Genomic DNA, 17365 nt, shown 5'->3' on the forward strand with positions numbered 1-17365 from the left:
CGGACGACGGCCGTACGTGGGATCCGTGACACCGTAGGCCGATACGATCTGCGGCCCGCGCCACCGCCCCGGCGGCGCGCACCGGTGTCCCCCGTTCGCGGTAACGTGAGCCCCCTATGAACGCCAATCCCGACGTGCGGCTCCCCGCCGTTTCCGTGATCATGCCCGTCCTCAACGAGGAGCGGCATCTGCGGGGAGCAGTCCAAGCGATCCTCGCGCAGGAGTACGCCGGCGAGATGGAGGTCGTGATCGCCCTCGGTCCGTCCACGGACCGCACGGACGAGATCGCCGCCGAGCTCGTGGCAGAAGACACGCGTGTGCACACCGTCCCCAACCCCACCGGCCGTACGCCGGCCGCGCTGAACGCCGCGATCAGCGCCTCCCGGCACCCGATCGTCGTCCGCGTCGACGGCCACGGCATGCTCTCGCCGAACTACATCGCCACCGCCGTACGGCTCCTGGAGGAGACCGGCGCGCAGAACGTCGGCGGCATCATGCACGCCGAGGGCGAGAACGACTGGGAGCACGCGGTCGCCGCCGCGATGACCTCGAAGATCGGGGTCGGCAACGCCGCCTTCCACACGGGTGGGCAGGCGGGCCCGGCCGAGACGGTCTACCTGGGCGTGTTCCGGCGCGAGGCGCTGGAGCGGCAGGGCGGCTACAACGTGGAGTTCATCCGCGCCCAGGACTGGGAGCTGAACTTCCGGATCAGGGAGGCCGGGGGCCTCATCTGGTTCTCGCCCGAGCTGAGGGTGTCGTACCGGCCGCGGCCGAGCGTGCGGGCGCTCGCCAAGCAGTACAAGGACTACGGCCGCTGGCGCCACGTCGTCGCCCGCTACCACGAGGGCTCGATCAACCTGCGCTACCTCGCCCCGCCGACCGCCGTGTGCGCGATCGCGGCGGGTGCCGTCGTGGGGGCGCTGCTGACGCCGTGGGGCTTCGTGGTGCCCGGTGGTTACCTCGCGGCGATCCTGCTCGGCTCGGTCCCGGCGGGCAAGGGGCTGCCGCTGAAGGCGCGGCTGCGGATTCCCGTGGCGCTGGCCACGATGCACATGTCGTGGGGCTGGGGCTTCCTGACCAGTCCGAGGTCGCTGGCGAAGAAGGTCATCGCCTCCCGGCGCCCCGCGGTCCGCGCGGACGCCGACGCGGCCACCGGCTGACGTACGCCGCGCGTACGCCGTTGCTGTGCGGGCCCCTCTGAGGAGGGGCCCGTTCGCGTCACCAGGTGAACGCCGGGTTCACCTTCATGCAGGCCTTGTCGTCCGCGCCGTTGAGCGCCTCGGCCGACTCGGGGGTCTTGTCGTCCCGCTCGGGCGCCTCGTAGTCCGTGCCGGTACGCCAGTCCGCGCCGACGACGAGAGTGACGCCGGAGACGTCGGTCGACCGCTTCACCGAACCCCGCGGGATCCCGAGGGCCTCGGCGACGCGCTGGGCGTCGCCCTCCAGGTCGGCGCTCGGGTAGCGGACGACGGTTCTGTCCTCGCTCCAGGAGCCGTTTGTGTCGGCGACGGCCTGGGTGAAGCCCCGCTCCGTCAGCAGGCCGGCCACCGTGCTCGCGCGCCCGCCGGCCGGGGCCAGGGTGTCGGTACGGGTGCCGTTGCGGACCTGGACGGCGATCGCGTCGTCGGCCGCGGCCGGGTCGGTGGAGGCTTCCTCCTCGGCCTTCTTCGCCGTGTCCCGGCCGTCCAGGGCGATGTCCTCCCGCACCAGCCGGAAGAGCTGCTCGGCGTCCTCGGTGGGCTCGACCCGGGCGCCCACGTACCGGTTGGGCATGGTGGTCATGGTGATGCGCCTCGGCTCGACCTTGCGCAGCTCGTTGCTGAGGTCGTAGAGCTTCTTGACGGTGTCGAGGCCGGGGTCGACGGTCATGGCCCGGGTGGCGTCCTCGGCGAGTCTGCGCAGCTTGTTCGGGCTGCTCAGGGTGGCGTTGTCGCGCAACTGGCGGACCATCGCGTTCAGGTACATGTGCTGGGCCTTGGCGCGGGCGAGGTCGCTGCCGTCCTCGAAGCCGTAGCGGGTGCGCAGCCACTGCAGGGCCTGCTCGCCCTGGATGTAGGAGGTGCCCTTCTCCAGTTTCAGGCCGGAGCCCTTGCCGTCGGAGGTGCGGGAGTGGATGTTGGCGTCCACGCACACGGGGACACCGCCGACGGCGTCGGCCATCGACACGACCCCGGCGAAGTCGACCATGATGAAGTGGTCGATGTGGATGCCGGTGAGTTCCTGCCAGGTGGCGACGGCGCAGCCGGGGCCGCCGTGGCCGAGGCTCTGGTTGGTCATCGTCCGGCCCTGGGTCGCCGGGTAGACCTTCCCGTCGTCCGGGTCGGTGCACTTGGGAATCTTCACCAGGGTGTCGCGGGGCATGCTGATGACCGACATGTTGGTGCGGTCGGCGGACAGGTGCAGCAGCATCTGCACGTCCGCGAGGGGCTTGGCGCCGAAGGTCTCGCGGGCACCGCCGAGTTTCTGGTTCTCCTCGGTGTCCCGCGCGTCGGAGCCGATGAGCAGGATGTTCAACGGGGTCTGCCCTGCGGCGTTCGGCGTCGGAGCGGCGACCTTGTTGTCGCCGAGGTTGAGGGCGTCCTTCTTGATGTTGCCGTTGAGGTGCCGGTAGTAGAGGTAACCCGCGCCGGCGGTCCCGAGTATCAGCACGGACAGCACGGCGGCGGCCCACTTCAGCGCCCGCCGCGGGCGCGGGGGCCGGCCGCCGCGACGCAGGTCTCCCGCCTCGCCGCCGTCTCCGGCTCCGCTGTTCCGTTTTCCGGCCGGGCCGTCGTCGTCACCGCCCGGCCCCGTCGGCCCGCCGTCGTCGGCGGACGGCCGCGCGGCCGTCGTCGGCTCCTCCCCGTCCGTCCCGGTTTCGTGCCGGGCGTCGTGCGCGGTCTCGTCCGCACCCGGTTCGAGGACCCCCCGTCGTGTTCCGTCCTCCCGCACACCGCTCTGCGTCACTTCCCCGGTCCTCTCCGCCTCCCGGCGCATGCAACAGCCCGCCCTGCCCCCTGTTAGACGCACGACGGGCCTGTCAGTTGCCCTCAGCGGGTCAACTCGCGCAGGTGACCTTGTCAGCCGTGGACTTCTCCACGTCCGGCGCCTTGGCCGGGGCGCTGAGCTTCACACCGGCGCCCTTGAAGTCCCTGCCGAGGGTGAGGGTCATCGCCGGAACGCCCTGGGAGTTGGTCACGCTCTCGCCGGGCTTCAGCGCGGCCCCGGACAGGCCCATGATGGCGGCGAGGCGGCGGGCCTGGGCGGCCTGGTCGGGGGCGTACTCGAGGGTGGTCTTCGCCAGGGCGGCGGGTGCGTTGCCCCCGTTCTCGGACTTCGTCACGCCCTCCTCGACCTGGAGGTACTGGAGGGTCTTCTGCGCGCTGCCGGCGACGGCACCGCCGTTCAGGATCCGCACCCGCACCTCGGAGGCGTCGGCCTTGGAGCCCTTCAGCCGCGCGGCCTCGGCGTCCTTCTCCTTCTTCTCCTGCTGCTTGACCTCGGTGAACGAGACGTCGTTCGCGATCATGTCGAAGACCTGGGGAGCACGCGACTCGTCGAGGACGACCGTCGCCTTCACCGTCTCCGCGGGGTTGTCCTTCACGGGGACGGTCGCGAACGTGATGTTCTTCGTCGGCACCTTCTTCAGTTCCAGCGCGACGTCCTTGAGCGTGCCGACCTTGCCGATGGCCGTGTCCACGGTCAGCGCCTCGGTCGCGGCCTCGGCCAGCTTCAGCAGCTTGGAGGGGCTGGTGAGGGTGTCGCCGGAGGCCATCTTGCGCATCAGCGAGCCCAGGAACTGCTGCTGCACCTTGATCCGGTCGAGGTCCCCGCTGTTGCCGAAGCTCTTGCGGGTCCGGACGAAGGCGAGGGCCTGCTCGCCCTCGACCGTCGACTCGCCCGCGGGCAGGACGAGTTTGGACTGCTTGTCGTTGACCGCCTTCTCCACGCACACGTCGACGCCGCCCACCGCCGTCGTCAGGGTCTTCACCGCGTTGAAGTCGGCCATCATGAAGTGGTCGACCTGGATGCCGGTGTTCTCCTTCACCGTGCGCATCGTGCAGCCCGGGTCCCGGCCGCTCTCCCCGAGGCTCCGGTTGAAGCGGGCGCCCCGCAGGCCCGGGACGATCTTCTCCGAGCCGTCCTCCAGCTTCGTCGGGCAGTCCGGGATGTTCACGATCAGGTCCCGGGGGATGCTGAGCGCGGTCGCGTTCGAGCGGTCCTTCGCGACGTGCAGCAGGATCGTGGTGTCGGCGTGCCCGGAGCTGCCCTTGTCGCCGTAGCCCTCGTTGCCCTCACCGGTGCGCTTGTCCGTGCCGAGGATGAGGATGCTGAAGGCGTCGTCCTTGCTGAAGTTGCTGGCACCGGCGCTGCCCACGTCGGTCGTCGAGACGTTGCCCTCCAGGTGCCGGACGTAGAGGTAGCCGGCCGCGGCGACTCCCACCAGCGCGAACGCCATCGTGGCGCCGGTCCACTTCAGCCCCTTCTTCGCCTTCGCCGGCTTCCGCTGCACCTGCCGGCGCCCACCGCGCCGCCCCGGAGGCGGCTCCTCGGGCGCACCGCGCCGCCGGCGCTGCGACGGAAGGTCGGTACGGGTCCGGCCGCCACGGGGAGCCGCCGTCCGGGAGGCCGCCGTGCGGGGAGCGGGCGTAGCGCCGCCCGGGCCCCTGCGTGTTCCGGGAGCCGGTGACTGCGGTCCGGAGGGAGTCAGTCGCAGTTCGTATTCGCCGGTCTTCGGATTGAGTACCCACTGGTCTGCGGGGTCCATCTGATCCCCCCGCCCACGGCGTTGCGCGTCCACGGTTGTCTGTTTCCTCCGTCGGGGCACGCGGCGCCCTCTCCCCCTGGACGCGCACGGGTACTTGTCATCACAGAAGCACTGGATCGCTCACACTATCCGCCCAGTTGAACGCCAGTGTGCACTGAATGACAAATTCAACATCCCTACATGGGGGCAATCCATCCCAAGTCCGTGAACCGAGGTCCGAGGGGCCCGTGCGCGCGTGACGCTTCGGCCGCTACCAGCGGTAGGGCGCGTACACGTCCATGCACGTGCCGGCGTCCGAGCCGTTGAGCGCGTCCGCGTCGCCGAGCAGATCCCCGGCCCGCGGCTTCGGCGGCTTCGGATACGCCGTACCCGTACGCCAGTCGGCGCCCACGACGACCGTGACGCCCGAGACGTCGGTGGATCGCCTCACCGAACCCACCGGGATGCCTAGGGACTTGGCGACCCGCTGGGCGTCGCCCGCCAGCTCGGCGCTCGGGTAGCGCACCACGGTCCGCTCCTCGGACAGTGCACCGGAGGTGTCCGCGGCGGCCTTCGTGAAGCCCTTGCCGACGAGTGTCCGCGCGATGGCGCCCGCCCGCCCGTCGACCGGGCCGAGGGTGCCGGAGCGCGTGGCGTTCCGTACCAGGACGCCGATCTCGCCGTCCGCCGCGGCGGCATCCCCGGAGGACCGCGCCGCGGGCTCCTTGCGCTGCGCGCCCGGTGTCGTGCCCTTGCCGTCGAAGGGCACGTCGTCGCGGAGCATCTCCCATATCCGGTCGGCGTCGGCACCGGCCGGGATCAGGTGGTTGGCGTCCTCGGGGTCCGCGGCCGTGGGCAGCGTCGTCATGGTGATGCGGTCCGTCGGGACCGTCTTCAGCTGTTCCGGCTGTCGGAACCGATCAGCAGGATGTTCAGGGGCGTCTGCCCGGCCGCGTTCGGCTCGGCCTTCCTCGCCTTGGAGTCACCGCTGCTGCGCCGGCCCTTCTCGAGGTTGCCGTTCAGGTGCTCGTAGTAGAGCCAGCCGGCGCCGGCCGTCGTGAGGATCAGCAGGGAGAGGGCGGTCGCCGACCAGCGCAGGACGCGGCGCCCGCCGCGGCGCGGCGGCCGGCCCCCGGAGCCCGCGGCACCGGCGGACCCGCCCGGGCCGTCTCCGTCCGGGGCCGGGCCGCGTGGCACCGCACCGGGTCGTGTTCCCTCCCCGTACACACTGCTGCTCTGCGCCATCTCTCCCGCTTCCCCACCCCGCGCGCGTCCCGCGCGTCATAGGACACGGCCCGCCGTACGCCCTGTGAGACGTACGACAGGCCCGTCAGGTCACTGGGCGCACTCGACCTTGTCCGCCGTGGACCTGTCGACGCCCTCCGGCGCCTTCGACGGAGTCGTGAGGGAGGTGCCCGGCCCCTCGAAGTCCTTGCCCAGGGTGAGGGTCATCGCGGGCACGCCCTGGGAGTTGGTCACGCTCTCGCCGGGCTTCAGCGCGGCCCCGGACAGGCCCATGATGGCGGCGAGGCGGCGGGCCTGGGCGGCCTGGTCCGGGGCGTACTCGAGGGTGGTCTTCGCCAGTTCGGCGGGCGCGTTGCCGGCGTTCTCCGACTTGGTGACGCCCTCCTCGTTCTGCAGCCAGCTGAGCGTCTCCTGGGCGCTGCCCGCGACGGCACCGCCGTTGAGGATCCGCACCCGCACCTCGGAGGCCGGGGCCTTGGTGCCCTTGAGCCGGGCGGCCACCGACGCGGCCTCCTTCTTCTTCTCCTCCTTGACCGCGGTGAAGGAGACGTCGTTCTTGATCATCTCGAAGACCCGCGGGGCCGTCGACTGGTTGAGGACGACCGTGGCCTTGACCTTCTCCGCCGGGTTGTCGACCACCGGCACGGTGGTGAAGGTCAGGTTCTTGGTGTTGAGCTTGCCCAGCTCCAGACCGAGGTCCTTCAGCTTGCCGATGCTGTCCAGCTGCGAGTCGACGGTCAGTGCCTTGGTGCCCGCCTCGGCCAGGTCGAGCATCTTCGACGGGCTGGTGAGCGTGTCGTTGTCCTTCAGCTTGCGCATCAGCGCGCTCAGGAACTGCTGCTGCAGCCCGATCCGGCTCAGGTCGCCGCCGAAGCCCACGGCGTGCCGGGTGCGCACGAACGCCAGCGCCTGCTCGCCCTCGATCGTGTGCGTGCCCTTCGACAGCTTCAGGTGCGAGTCCGGGTCGTCGATGTCCTTGCCCAGACAGACCTCGACCCCGCCGACCGCGCTGGTCAGCGTCTTGACCGCGTTGAAGTCGGCGACCATGAAGTTGTCCGGCTTGACCCCGGTCAGCTCGGTCACGGTCCGCATGGTGCAGCTGGGCGTACGGCCGTCCTGGCCGAGGCTGGTGTTGAAGCGGGCCTGCCGCGTGCCCGGGATGATCTTCTGCGAGCCGTCCTCCTGCGTGGTCGGGCAGTCCGGCACGTCCACGATCAGGTCACGCGGGATGCTCAGCGCGGTCGCGTTCGAACGGTCCTTGGAGACATGCAGCAGGATCGTGGTGTCGGCGTGCCCGACACTGCCCGCGTCGCCGTAGCTGTCGTTGCCCTTGCCGGTGCGCTTGTCGGTGCCGATCAGCAGGATGTTGATGGCCTTGTCCTTCTGGAAGCCACCGGTGCTCGCGCCGTCGTCGGAGACGGACGCGATGTTGTCGTTCAGGTGCTCGATGTAGAAGTACCCGGCGCCTGCCCCGGCGAGCAGCACGAACGCCATCACGCCGCCGGTCCACAGCAGGATCTTCTTCCCCTTCGCGGCCTTCTTGGCCGGCCGCCGCCCGCGCCGCCCCGGCAGCGGCTCCTCCGGCGCCCCGCGGCGCCTGCGCGGCGGCGGTACCGTGCGGCCGGAGGTCTCGGGCCGGGGCCTTCCGGGCGTGCCCGTACGGCCGCGCGCCGGCCTGCCCGTGTCGGAGGCCGGCGGCTTCCGGGGCCCGGGGACGCCCGACTGCGGTGTGGAAGGGGTCAGTCGCAGTTCGTATTCGCCGGTGTTCGGGTTGAGCACCCACTGGTCTGCGGGATCGATGTCGTCCGCCCGCCCACGGCCTTGCGCGTCCACGGTTGCCTGTTCCTCCGTCGGGGCACGCGGCGCCTTCCCCTCCAAGGCGCTCGGTTTTGGTCACACAGCGCGCGACCTCAGGACCGTCCCTCAGAGCCGGGCGCACCGGACCGCTCACATTAACTGGCTACTTCCGGGTCGAGCGACGGCGGTGACCCATTCCACGTCCCTACACCTGGGCAATTCGCCCATTTCTCAGGTGAAGAGTTCATTGCCTCGGAGTTACCTTGGTGCCCGCTTTACTCGCAGGTGTCCTCGGCTGCCGTGTTCCCCCGGAACGTCGGTGGAGGAGAAACGGTGAGGACGGGCTTCGCGAAGGGCCCCGGATGCGCGTCCCCGTGCGGCCCGTCACGCGAATCCGCGGGCTTCAGCGGAGCGGAACCGCGCGGTACGTTTCCCTCCACGACCACCGGTGTGTCGGTGCGCAGCCGCTCGAACAGCTTCTCCGCCTCGGGCTCCACGAGTTGGTCGCGATTGGCGTCGTACGCATACGACTCCCGGGGAACGGTCAGGAATTGCACTTGTTCCATGGGGATGTCGCGCAAGCCCCGCACGAGTGCGTACAAACCGCGCAGGCTCGCCAGATCCGGGTCCGTTGTGAGGGAGGACGTGGCGGCGTCCAGCACCGGATACAGCTTCGCCGGATTCAGCAGGACGTCATTGCTGCGCACCTTGTTGACGAGTGCCCCGAGGAATCGTTGCTGCCGTTCCATCCGCTCCGTGTCGCTGCCGTCGCCGAGGGACTTGCGGGCGCGGACGTAGCCGAGGGCCTGCTCGCCGTCGAGCGTCACCCGCCCGGCGGGCAGCCGCAGTTTGGCGGCCCGGTCGTCGACCGGCTCCCGCAGGCACACCTCGACGCCGTCGACCGCGTCGACCATCTCCTTGAAGCCGTGGAAGTCGACGACGACGTGATGGTCGACGCGGACGCGGGTGAGCTTCTCGACCGTCCGGATGGTGCAGGCCGAACCGCCCATCTGGAAGGCCTGGTTGAACATGGTGAACCGGGGCGTGCTGCGGGACCCGTCCGGGCGGCGGCAGCCGGGCACGTCCACCATCAGGTCCCGGGGGAGGGAGACGGCGGTGGCGCGGCCCCGGCCCGCGGACAGGTGCAGCAGGATCGTGGTGTCGGACCGCTCGGTGCCCGAGTCCCGCCCGTACCGGGCGTTGTCGTCGCCCTCACGCGAGTCCGACCCGATCAGCAGGATGTTCCGCGCGTCCTTGACCAGCGAGGTGGGCCGCTCCTTCTCGTACCGGGCGAGCTCGGCCGCGGCCGCCTCGTCGGGCGTGATGTTCCCGCTGAGCTTCGCGTACACCGCCCATCCCGCCCCGGCGGCCGCCATGACGACACCGCCGACCGCGAACGCCGCGATCCGCATGCCCCGCCGCCGACGCCGCCGCACCAGCCCCGGCCCACTGGCGGAGGCCCCGGCCCCAGGCCCCAGCCTTCGTGTGTCGGCCACGACAGGGACCACCCCTCCTCACGTAGGAACGTGCCGTACGCACTGCTCCTACGACGATGGCGCGGATGGACGGCGGGGGAGGGGTGGGGATGGTCCGAACGGGGGAGAGGCGGACGGTGAGGGAACGCCCTTGCGTGCAGGGCGTCGCGACGGGGCGAACGTGGCCTGTTGCGGCGCTAGCGGGCGATGGCCGTGACCCGCTCGCTCTCGACCCGCTTGTCCAGCACCCCGTCCCCGGCCCGCTCCAGATTCCGGCACAGCACCACGGAACCGCCCGTGGCCAGGGGGCCGTACAGCCCCGCGTTCAACCCCTCCCAGGTGTCGTACGCGAGCCCCGACAGGATCCGCGACCCGGGCCCGGTCAGCCCCAGTACCGTCGCCTCGGCCCGGGCCCGCTCGACCACCTCGGCTCCGCTGAACTCCCGCCCCGCCACGATCAGCGCGGGCGCCTCCGGATCCACCGGCGCATAGGGCACGAACCGGTCGCCCTGGCCCGGCACCTCCACCGCGTAGTCGACGAACCCCTCGGGCGCCTGCGGGAACCGCCCCCCGAGCGGCCGCAGCGCCATCGCGACCCGTGCCCCGGAGCACGCCCGCGCCGCCTCCAGCCCGTCCGGCCCGCTCACCACGACATCGGCCGACCGCACATCCCCGGTCACGTCGGCGACGACCCCCACCGACGAACACGCCAGCAGCCACACCGCCGTCTGCCAGTGCGCCGGCAGCAACAGGGCGACCCGTTCCCCGGGTTCGACGGACAACTCGTCCTGGAGCAGGTTCGAGGTCTTGGCCACCCAATTGGCGAAGGTGGCCACGGACAGTTCGACCCGTTCGCCCGTGGCGTCGTCGTAGAAGGTCACCAGGGGACGTCCCGGGTCCGCGGCGAGCGCGGAACCCAGCAGGTCGGCAGGGGTGCGATCGGTGGCGTTCACCCGCGCAAGCGTACGCGGCGCACCGGCCCCCACCCAACGGCCCGCCCGCCTCCCGCCGCGATTCCGCCACCGGTTCGGCCGAACCCGGACCGACGGGCCGTCAACTCCCAAATGGACAGACTTGTACGACTATGTCCAAGATCAGGGGCATGCGTGGATTCCTTGCTTCCTCGATCGGTGTCACCTGTGCGGCCGCTCTGGCCCTCCCCCTCACCCCACCCGCCTTCGCGGCGACGGCGAGACCGGAGCCGTCCACGGAAGCCGCCACGGCCGCGAGACCCGCGCTCCACACGGGGACGTCGGCCACGGCTCCCCGGCGCGCGGCCGAACCGTACGCCCCCGGCAGCACTCAGTCGCTCCCCCTCGGCCCCCTCACCCGCAACCGCGCCACCCCCTCCGCCCCCGCCACCGAGCAGGGCCTGCCCCGCCGTGCCGTACGCCACTTCTCCCTCGTCGGCGTCGTCTGGGACGACCCCCGGGCCGAACTGCACGGCCGTGTCCAGGTCCGCACCCGTGCTGCGGACACCGGCACCTGGTCCGGCTGGCAGGACATGGAGGCGCACAACGCCGACCACGCGGCCGACCGGGGCACGCCCGAGAGCACGTCGGGCCGAGTCCGCGGTGCCACGGCCCCGCTGTGGGTGGGGGACTCCGACGGGGTGGAACTCCGGGTCCGCTCCGAACCCGAGAGCGCGGAAGCCGGCTCCGCGCACCACGGCACGGGCGCCCGCAACCTGCCCGCCGCGCCCCCGCTCCCCTCCGGCCTCCGCCTCGAACTCGTCGACCCGGGCGACGATGCCTCGTCACCCGGCGCCTCCGCGGACGGCCCCCGCGCCGCCGGCCTCGCCGGCGAGAGCTCCGCCGCAGTCGCGGCGTCCGCCGCCGTCGAGGCCGCCGTCGAGGCCTCCGCGGTCAACGCCGACCTCGCCCCTCTGGGCGTCACCGAGATCCCGGCCCTGAACCGGGCCGAGTCCGAGCGGAAGTTCCGCGCGTTCAGCGGCGGCAACCTGACGGCGCACCAGCAGGCGAGGCCGTACGTCGGCCCGCGCCCGCGTATCGTCACGCGACGCGGCTGGGGGGCGAACGAGGGGGTGCGGGAGCGGGGCTTCCGGTACACGAAGAAGGTGAAGGCGGCCTTCGTGCACCACACGGCCAGCGGCAACAAGTACCGCTGCTCGCAGGCCCCGTCACTCATCCGCAGTATCTACCGCTACCACGTCAAGAGCATGGGCTGGCGGGACATCGGCTACAACTTCGTCATCGACAAGTGCGGAAAGATCTACGAGGGCCGTGCCGGAGGCGTGGCGAAGCCGGTCCTCGGCGCGCACACGCTTGGTTTCAACAGCAACAGCATGGGGATCGCCGTCCTCGGGTCGTACGGCTCCACCAAGCCCTCGGAGTCCGCGGTCAAGGCCGTCGCCCGGCTGACCGCGTGGAAGCTGGGTCTGTACGGGGTGAATCCGCGGGGAAAGACGTACCTGCGGTCGGCCGGCAGCAACCTCTACGGAAAAGGCAAGAAGGTGCGACTGAACGTGATCTCAGGCCACCGGGACGGCTTCAGGACCGAGTGCCCGGGCCGGAAGCTCTACGGCAAGCTCGGCTCGGCCCGCTCCAAGGCGGCCCGCTACCAGGGCCGCTGAGGACACGTTCACCGCCGCCGGGGGGCAGGGGGGCGGATGCCGCACGGCCGACGAAGGCGCCACGGAACGGTCTGCATACACTGACCGGCCGAAAGACAGTTCGGCCGGTCCCGGCAGGAAGCAGAGACGACACGTGACAGAAGCGATCCTCCTGGTCGGCGGCAAGGGCACCCGGCTGCGCCCGCTCACGGTGCACACGCCCAAGCCCATGGTCCCGGCGGCCGGGGTGCCCTTCCTCACGCACCAGCTGGCGAGAGCGAGAGCGGCGGGCGTCGAGCACATCGTCCTGGCCACCTCGTACCTGGCCGAGGTCTTCGAGCCGTACTTCGGTGACGGGGCCGCGCTCGGGCTCCACCTCGAGTACGTGACGGAGGAGGAGCCGCTGGGCACGGGCGGCGCCATCCGGAACGTGGCCTCCCGGCTGCACTCGGGGCCCGACGACCCGGTCCTGATCTTCAACGGCGACATCCTGACGGGCCTCGACATCCGGGCCCTGGTCGACACCCACGAGACGACGGGCGCGGACGTCTCCCTGCACCTCACCAAGGTCACCGACCCGCGCGCCTACGGTCTCGTCCCCACGGACGAGACGGGCAGGGTCCTGGCGTTCCTGGAGAAGCCGCAGACCCCCGAGGAGATCGTCACCGACCAGATCAACGCGGGGGCGTACGTCTTCCGCCGCTCGGTCATCGACACGATCCCGCTGGGCCGGCCGGTGTCGGTGGAGCGGGAGACCTTCCCGGACCTCCTGTCCGCCGGCGCTCACCTGCAGGGCATGGTCGACTCCACGTACTGGCTGGACCTCGGCACACCGGCGGCGTTCGTGCGGGGCTCGGCGGACCTGGTGCTGGGCAGGGCCCCGTCGCCCGCCGTCCCCGGCCGCTGCGGCGACCGCCTGGTCCTGCCGACGGCTCAGGTCGCGTCCGACGCGAAACTGTCGGGCGGCACGGTGGTGGGCGAGGGTGCCTTCGTCGCCGAGGGTGCCCGTGTCTTCGGCAGCACGATCCTGCCGGGCGCGGTGATCGAACCGGGCGCCGTCATCACCGACTCCCTGATCGGCACCCGGGCCCGCGTGGGCGAACGCTCCGTCCTCACGGGCACGGTCATAGGCGACGGCGCGATCGTCGGCCCCGACAACGAACTCCTGGAGGGCGCCCGCATATGGTGCGACGCCCGCATCCCAGCGGGAGCGGTCCGCTTCTCGTCGGACCAGTAGCGCCTACGGGGTGGGGCGGGGCCGCGACCAGGGGCGTCCTCCCGCTCAGATGCGGGCAACCGTGCCGCTCAGGGCGTCGGGGCCCTGCTCTGGCGAAGCCGAGAGCTTGGGAGAGGGGCGGGCGCAGCGGCACCCCGCAGCACCGGCTGCGCAACGCCCCGCCCCCCACGCCGAGCACCGAACGCCAGGCAGCACCTCACAACGTCCCGATGTCCCACCGAGGCATCTTCGGCGCCCTCCGCCCCGGCACCCTCCCGCTCAGCAGAATCAACCGAGCCGCCCGATGCCGCTGCCCCGCATACGGCTCCAGCAGCTCCAGCATCACCGCGTCGTCCGCGTCCCGGTCCCCGGCCAGCGCCCACCCCACGATGCCCGGCAGGTGCAGATCTCCCACCGTCACCTCGTCCGCCGCCCCATGACTGCGCTGCACCGTCTCCGCCGACGTCCACGGCCCGATCCCCGGCACGACCTCCAGCCGCGCCCGAGCCGCCCCCGGCTCCATCCCCACCGCCTGCTCCAGCCGCGCGGCGACCCGCACGGCACGCAGAATCGTCGACGCCCGCTTGTTGTCGACCCCGGCCCGGTGCCACTCCCACGACGGAATCAGCGCCCACGTCCGAGGCGCCGGCATCACCCGCATCCGCCCGGGCGCGGGCCCCGGTGCTGGCTCCCCGTACTTCCGTACCAGCAACCGCCACGCCCGGTACGCCTCGTCGGTCGTGACCTTCTGCTCCAGAATCGACGGGATCAGCGACTCCAGCACGAGCCCGCTCCGCGTCAGCCGCAGCCCGGGCAGCCGATGCCGGGTCGTCGCCAGCAGCCGATGCCGCGGCACGAACGCCGACGGATCATCCGCGGCCCCGAGCATCTCCGGCAGCCGCTCCAGCAGCCACTCCGCCCCGGGCCCCCAGGCCTCCCCGCGCACCCCACCGCCGTACGCGCACACCCGCAGCGTTCCGGGCCCGGCGGGAGTGAGGCTCGCCCGCCACACGGACCCGTCCGGCATCGCCCGGAACGTCGGATCCCCCGGGCCGCGCCGCAACGGCCCGAGCACCAGCCCGAGATCCAGCGGCCCGTCCGGCACCCAGTCCCGCACCCGCCCCGGCCCCGCCGCCTGCCGCGGCACCCCTCCGGGCACGGCGACATGCCCACCGCGCACCGTCGTACGGGTGGGCCGGGGAGCGAACCGTCCTGCCATGAATGAAGTCCCTGAATGAGGTCGCCGGGGTCGAGAGGGGCCCTACGAGGGTAGGCCCGGGCCGGCGCCTCTCACCGCACCTCGACGAACGCCCCCGCGTCCCGCTCCGCCCGCGCCCGCGGTTCCTCCGCGGGATGCCCGACCGCCACCGCCCCCATCGGGTCCCAGTGCGCCGGCAGCTCCAGCACCTCACGGACCACGTCCCGGCAGAACATCGTCGACGACACCCACGCCGACCCCAGCCGCTCCCCGGCCAGCGCGACGAGGAAGTTCTGCACGCCGGCACCGGCGGCGACCACGAACATCTCCCGCTCGGCTCCGTCCCGCCGTGCGTCGCCATAGGTGTGCGAGCCGTCCATGACCAGACAGGGCACCACGAGGTACGGCGCGTTCCGCAGGACGTCACCGCGCCGGACCCGCTTGGCGATCGACTCCTCCGTCCTGCCGTCCCGCCGCAGGTCGGCGACCCACGCGTCCCGCATGGCGTCGAGCAGCCGCGTCCGCGACTCCTCCGACTCCAGCAGCACGAACCGCCACGGCGTCGTGTGGTGCGGCGCCGGCGCGGTCACGGCCGCGGCCACGGCCCGCCGTACGGCACCGGGGTCGACGGGCTCGTCGGTGAAGGCCCGGACCGTACGCCGCTGGGTCACCGCCAGCCGTACCGCCTCCGAGGTGCCGAGGCGGAACATGTCGTCGCGGGCGCCGCGGACCATGGCCCGGGCCCCCTCGCCGTCGTCGCCGTCCGCCATCAGGTGCGCGAGTCCGCGCACCACGGCGACGGGCAGGCCGGCGGCCTTGCCCTTGACCAGGTCACCGGCGGCGGCGAGTTCGTCGGCCGTGGCGACGACGGTGGCGCTGAGCGGATGGCCGTACGCGTCCGTGCCCCCACGCAGATCATCGAGTACGCGCACTCCGGCGGCGCCGATCGCGACGTCCGTGAGCCCCGCGCGCCAGGGGCGCCCGAAGGTGTCGGTGACGACGACACCGACATCGACGCCGAGGGCGTCACGCAGCCCGGCGCGGATGGCGCGGGCGGAGGCGTCCGGGTCCTCGGGCAGCAACAGCACGGTCCCGTCAGGGGTGTTGGACGCGTCCACCCCGGCCGCGGCCATGACGAGGCCCTGCCGGTTCTCGACGATCCGCAGGCTGCCGCGCCGGGCGACCACCCGTACGGTCTCCGCGTCGATCGCGGCCTCCCGGTCGGCGGCCCGGACGATCCGGCCCTCCGCCTTGGACACGATCTTCGACGTGACGAGCAGCACGTCCCCGTCGGCCAGACCGGGTTCGGCGGCGGCGATCAGCTTGGCCAGATCGTCTCCGGCCGCGACCTCGGGCAGCCCGGCCGGGGCCCACACCCGGTATTCCGCGGCACCCCGCTCCTCGCCGCTCACGCGCCGCGCACCTCCTCCGCCAGCGCCAGCGCCTCCCGGGCCATCCGTTCGGTCGCGTCCGCGTCGGTCATCATCAGCGGCACGGCCCGGCAGCGGATCCCGGCCGCCTCGACCTGGTCCACCGCTCCCGCGTCCACCGTGTCGACGAGCCAGCCGTCCAGCAGGCCCGAGCCGTAGTGCTCGGCCACCGCCGTCGCGGTCGACTCCACGCCCACGGCGGCGAGCACCTTGTCGGCCATACCCCGCACGGGTGCGTCGCCGACGATGGGGGACAGGCCGATCACCGGCACCCCGGCGTCGGCGATCGCCTCCCGGACGCCGGGCACGGCGAGGATGGTGCCGATCGACACCACGGGGTTGGACGGCGGGAAGAGGATCACGTCCGCCTCGGCGAGGGCCTCCAGCACGCCCGGCGCGGGCTTCGCCTGGTCGGCGCCCACCGGCACGACGGCCTCGGCGGGCACCGAGGCGCGCAGCCGCACCCAGTACTCCTGGAAGTGGATCGCCTTGCGCTCGCCGTCGATCTCCACGGCCACGTGGGTCTCGACACGATCGTCGGACATCGGGATCAGCCGCACTCCCGGCTGCCACCGGTCGCACAGTGCCTCGGTCACCGCGCTCAGCGGGTACCCGGCGCCGAGCATCTGCGTCCGCACGATGTGCGTGGCGAAGTCCCGGTCGCCGAGGCCGAACCACTCGGGCCCGACGCCGTACGCCGCGAGCTCCTCCTTGAGGTGGAAGGTCTCGTCGGCCCGGCCCCAGCCCTGCTCCTCGTTGATGCCGCCGCCGAGCGTGTACATCACCGTGTCGAGGTCCGGGCAGACCTTCAGCCCGAAGAGGTGGATGTCGTCCCCGGTGTTGCCGATGACCGTGATGTCCGCGTCCGGCACGGCCCGCTTCAGACCACGCAGGAACCGGGCACCACCGATGCCGCCTGCCAGAACCACAATGCGCATTGAAACAGTGTGTCAGCCGCCAGGCGGACTCGTTGAGGGGTGGTGGTCGGACGACGGGCGGGACAGGGTCGCGGGCGGCCACGACAACCGGTCAGCGGCCACGGGACCCGCCGGGGGCTTGAGACCACCCGTCATCGGTCACGGCCACCCGCTATCGGTCACGGCAACCCGTCAGGCGGTCAGGGCGCCCGGCTCGGTGAGGGCCTCGCAGTGCGGAGCCGTGTGCATCGGCATCTCCGTCAGCCCCGGGTGGTACACGTGCAGACTCACCGCCGGCTCCAGTGCATCGTTCACCACCTCGTGTACGTACCCCGGCGCGAACACACGCTGCGCGCCCGCGCGCAACGCGCGCGTGCCCCGCTCCGTGCGCTCGGTGAGCGTGCCGTCCAGCACGGTCAGCACACCGGAGGAGCGGCCGTGGTCGTGCAGCCCGCTGCCCTGCCCGGGCACCCAGGACAGCAGCCACACCTCGTAGCCCGGGCCGGTGCGCAGCCGGTGGTACCACCGGCTGGCCGTGTCGTAGCGGACGAGGTGCTCCCACTGGGAGCGGTCGTCGGCGAGGGAGCGGGCGAGTCCGGCGAACTCGGCGACGGTGGCCGGGTGCTCGCGCGGGAGCTGGAGCAGGTGCGGGACTTCGAGGATGTCGCCGGCGATCTGGAGGTCGCTGTCGCTGTTCATGGGTGCGGTGGTTCCTCGGCAGGAGTGGAAAGTCGGTGGGGGGCGCGCCGCGTGTGCCCGGGTCGCGGGCGGCGACAGGAGTGCCTGGTG

Annotated in this window: 12 protein-coding genes and 1 pseudogene; 3 read left to right on the forward strand and 10 right to left on the reverse strand. The window is 72.1% G+C overall.

The window, feature by feature from the left end; all coding sequences use genetic code 11:
• The first annotated feature begins 116 nt into the window (after positions 1 to 116).
• Entirely contained in the window at positions 117 to 1160 is a 1044-nt protein-coding gene (locus ACZ5TL_RS18335; RefSeq protein ID WP_468590875.1) for a glycosyltransferase family 2 protein, read from the forward strand.
• A 58-nt stretch (positions 1161 to 1218) separates the two neighbouring features.
• On the opposite strand, the gene ACZ5TL_RS18340 is transcribed toward ACZ5TL_RS18335, so the two are convergent.
• The 6 genes and pseudogenes from ACZ5TL_RS18340 to ACZ5TL_RS18365 form a co-directional block, all read right to left on the reverse strand.
• Positions 1219 to 2946: an LCP family protein gene (locus ACZ5TL_RS18340; RefSeq protein ID WP_468590876.1), complete on the reverse strand. Its 1728-nt coding sequence runs from the start codon at positions 2944 to 2946 to the stop codon at positions 1219 to 1221.
• A 91-nt stretch (positions 2947 to 3037) separates the two neighbouring features.
• Positions 3038 to 4780, reverse strand: coding sequence for an LCP family protein (locus ACZ5TL_RS18345; RefSeq protein ID WP_468590878.1), 1743 nt, complete (start codon positions 4778 to 4780; stop codon positions 3038 to 3040).
• A gap of 217 nt (positions 4781 to 4997) precedes the next feature.
• Positions 4998 to 5971, reverse strand: a pseudogene (locus ACZ5TL_RS18350) (LytR C-terminal domain-containing protein).
• Between the two features lie 90 nt (positions 5972 to 6061).
• On the reverse strand, positions 6062 to 7804 hold the full coding sequence (locus ACZ5TL_RS18355; protein ID WP_468590879.1) for an LCP family protein: 1743 nt from the start codon (positions 7802 to 7804) through the stop codon (positions 6062 to 6064).
• A gap of 239 nt (positions 7805 to 8043) precedes the next feature.
• A complete protein-coding gene (locus ACZ5TL_RS18360; protein ID WP_468590925.1) occupies positions 8044 to 9180 on the reverse strand; it encodes an LCP family protein in 1137 nt (378 codons plus the stop codon).
• A gap of 260 nt (positions 9181 to 9440) precedes the next feature.
• Entirely contained in the window at positions 9441 to 10196 is a 756-nt protein-coding gene (locus tag ACZ5TL_RS18365; protein WP_468590881.1) for a TIGR03089 family protein, read from the reverse strand.
• Between the two features lie 149 nt (positions 10197 to 10345).
• On the opposite strand from ACZ5TL_RS18365, the gene ACZ5TL_RS18370 reads away from it, so the two are divergent.
• Positions 10346 to 11836, forward strand: a complete 1491-nt coding sequence (locus ACZ5TL_RS18370; protein ID WP_468590882.1) for a peptidoglycan recognition protein family protein — start codon at positions 10346 to 10348, stop codon at positions 11834 to 11836.
• 133 nt (positions 11837 to 11969) lie between these two features.
• Positions 11970 to 13052, forward strand: coding sequence for a mannose-1-phosphate guanylyltransferase (gene manB / locus ACZ5TL_RS18375; RefSeq protein ID WP_468590883.1), 1083 nt, complete (start codon positions 11970 to 11972; stop codon positions 13050 to 13052).
• Between the two features lie 196 nt (positions 13053 to 13248).
• Here the strand turns inward: manB and ACZ5TL_RS18380 are convergent, their stop codons facing one another.
• The 4 genes from ACZ5TL_RS18380 to ACZ5TL_RS18395 all read right to left on the reverse strand — a co-directional run bounded on the left by ACZ5TL_RS18380 (position 13249) and on the right by ACZ5TL_RS18395 (position 17275).
• Positions 13249 to 14250: a DNA-3-methyladenine glycosylase family protein gene (locus ACZ5TL_RS18380; protein ID WP_468590885.1), complete on the reverse strand. Its 1002-nt coding sequence runs from the start codon at positions 14248 to 14250 to the stop codon at positions 13249 to 13251.
• A 71-nt stretch (positions 14251 to 14321) separates the two neighbouring features.
• Positions 14322 to 15641 (reverse strand): coenzyme F420-0:L-glutamate ligase, encoded by a 1320-nt coding sequence (locus ACZ5TL_RS18385; RefSeq protein WP_468590886.1) that lies wholly within the window; start codon positions 15639 to 15641, stop codon positions 14322 to 14324.
• Positions 15638 to 16597, reverse strand: coding sequence for a 2-phospho-L-lactate transferase (gene cofD / locus ACZ5TL_RS18390; RefSeq protein ID WP_468590887.1), 960 nt, complete (start codon positions 16595 to 16597; stop codon positions 15638 to 15640). Before cofD ends, ACZ5TL_RS18385 begins: the two co-directional genes overlap by 4 nt.
• A gap of 171 nt (positions 16598 to 16768) precedes the next feature.
• Positions 16769 to 17275 carry a cysteine dioxygenase gene (locus ACZ5TL_RS18395; protein WP_468590888.1) on the reverse strand — a complete coding sequence of 169 codons (507 nt, stop codon included), beginning with the start codon at positions 17273 to 17275 and terminating at the stop codon, positions 16769 to 16771.
• Positions 17276 to 17365: the final 90 nt, after the last annotated feature.

This window comes from Streptomyces sp. NPDC033136 (assembly GCF_055578235.1).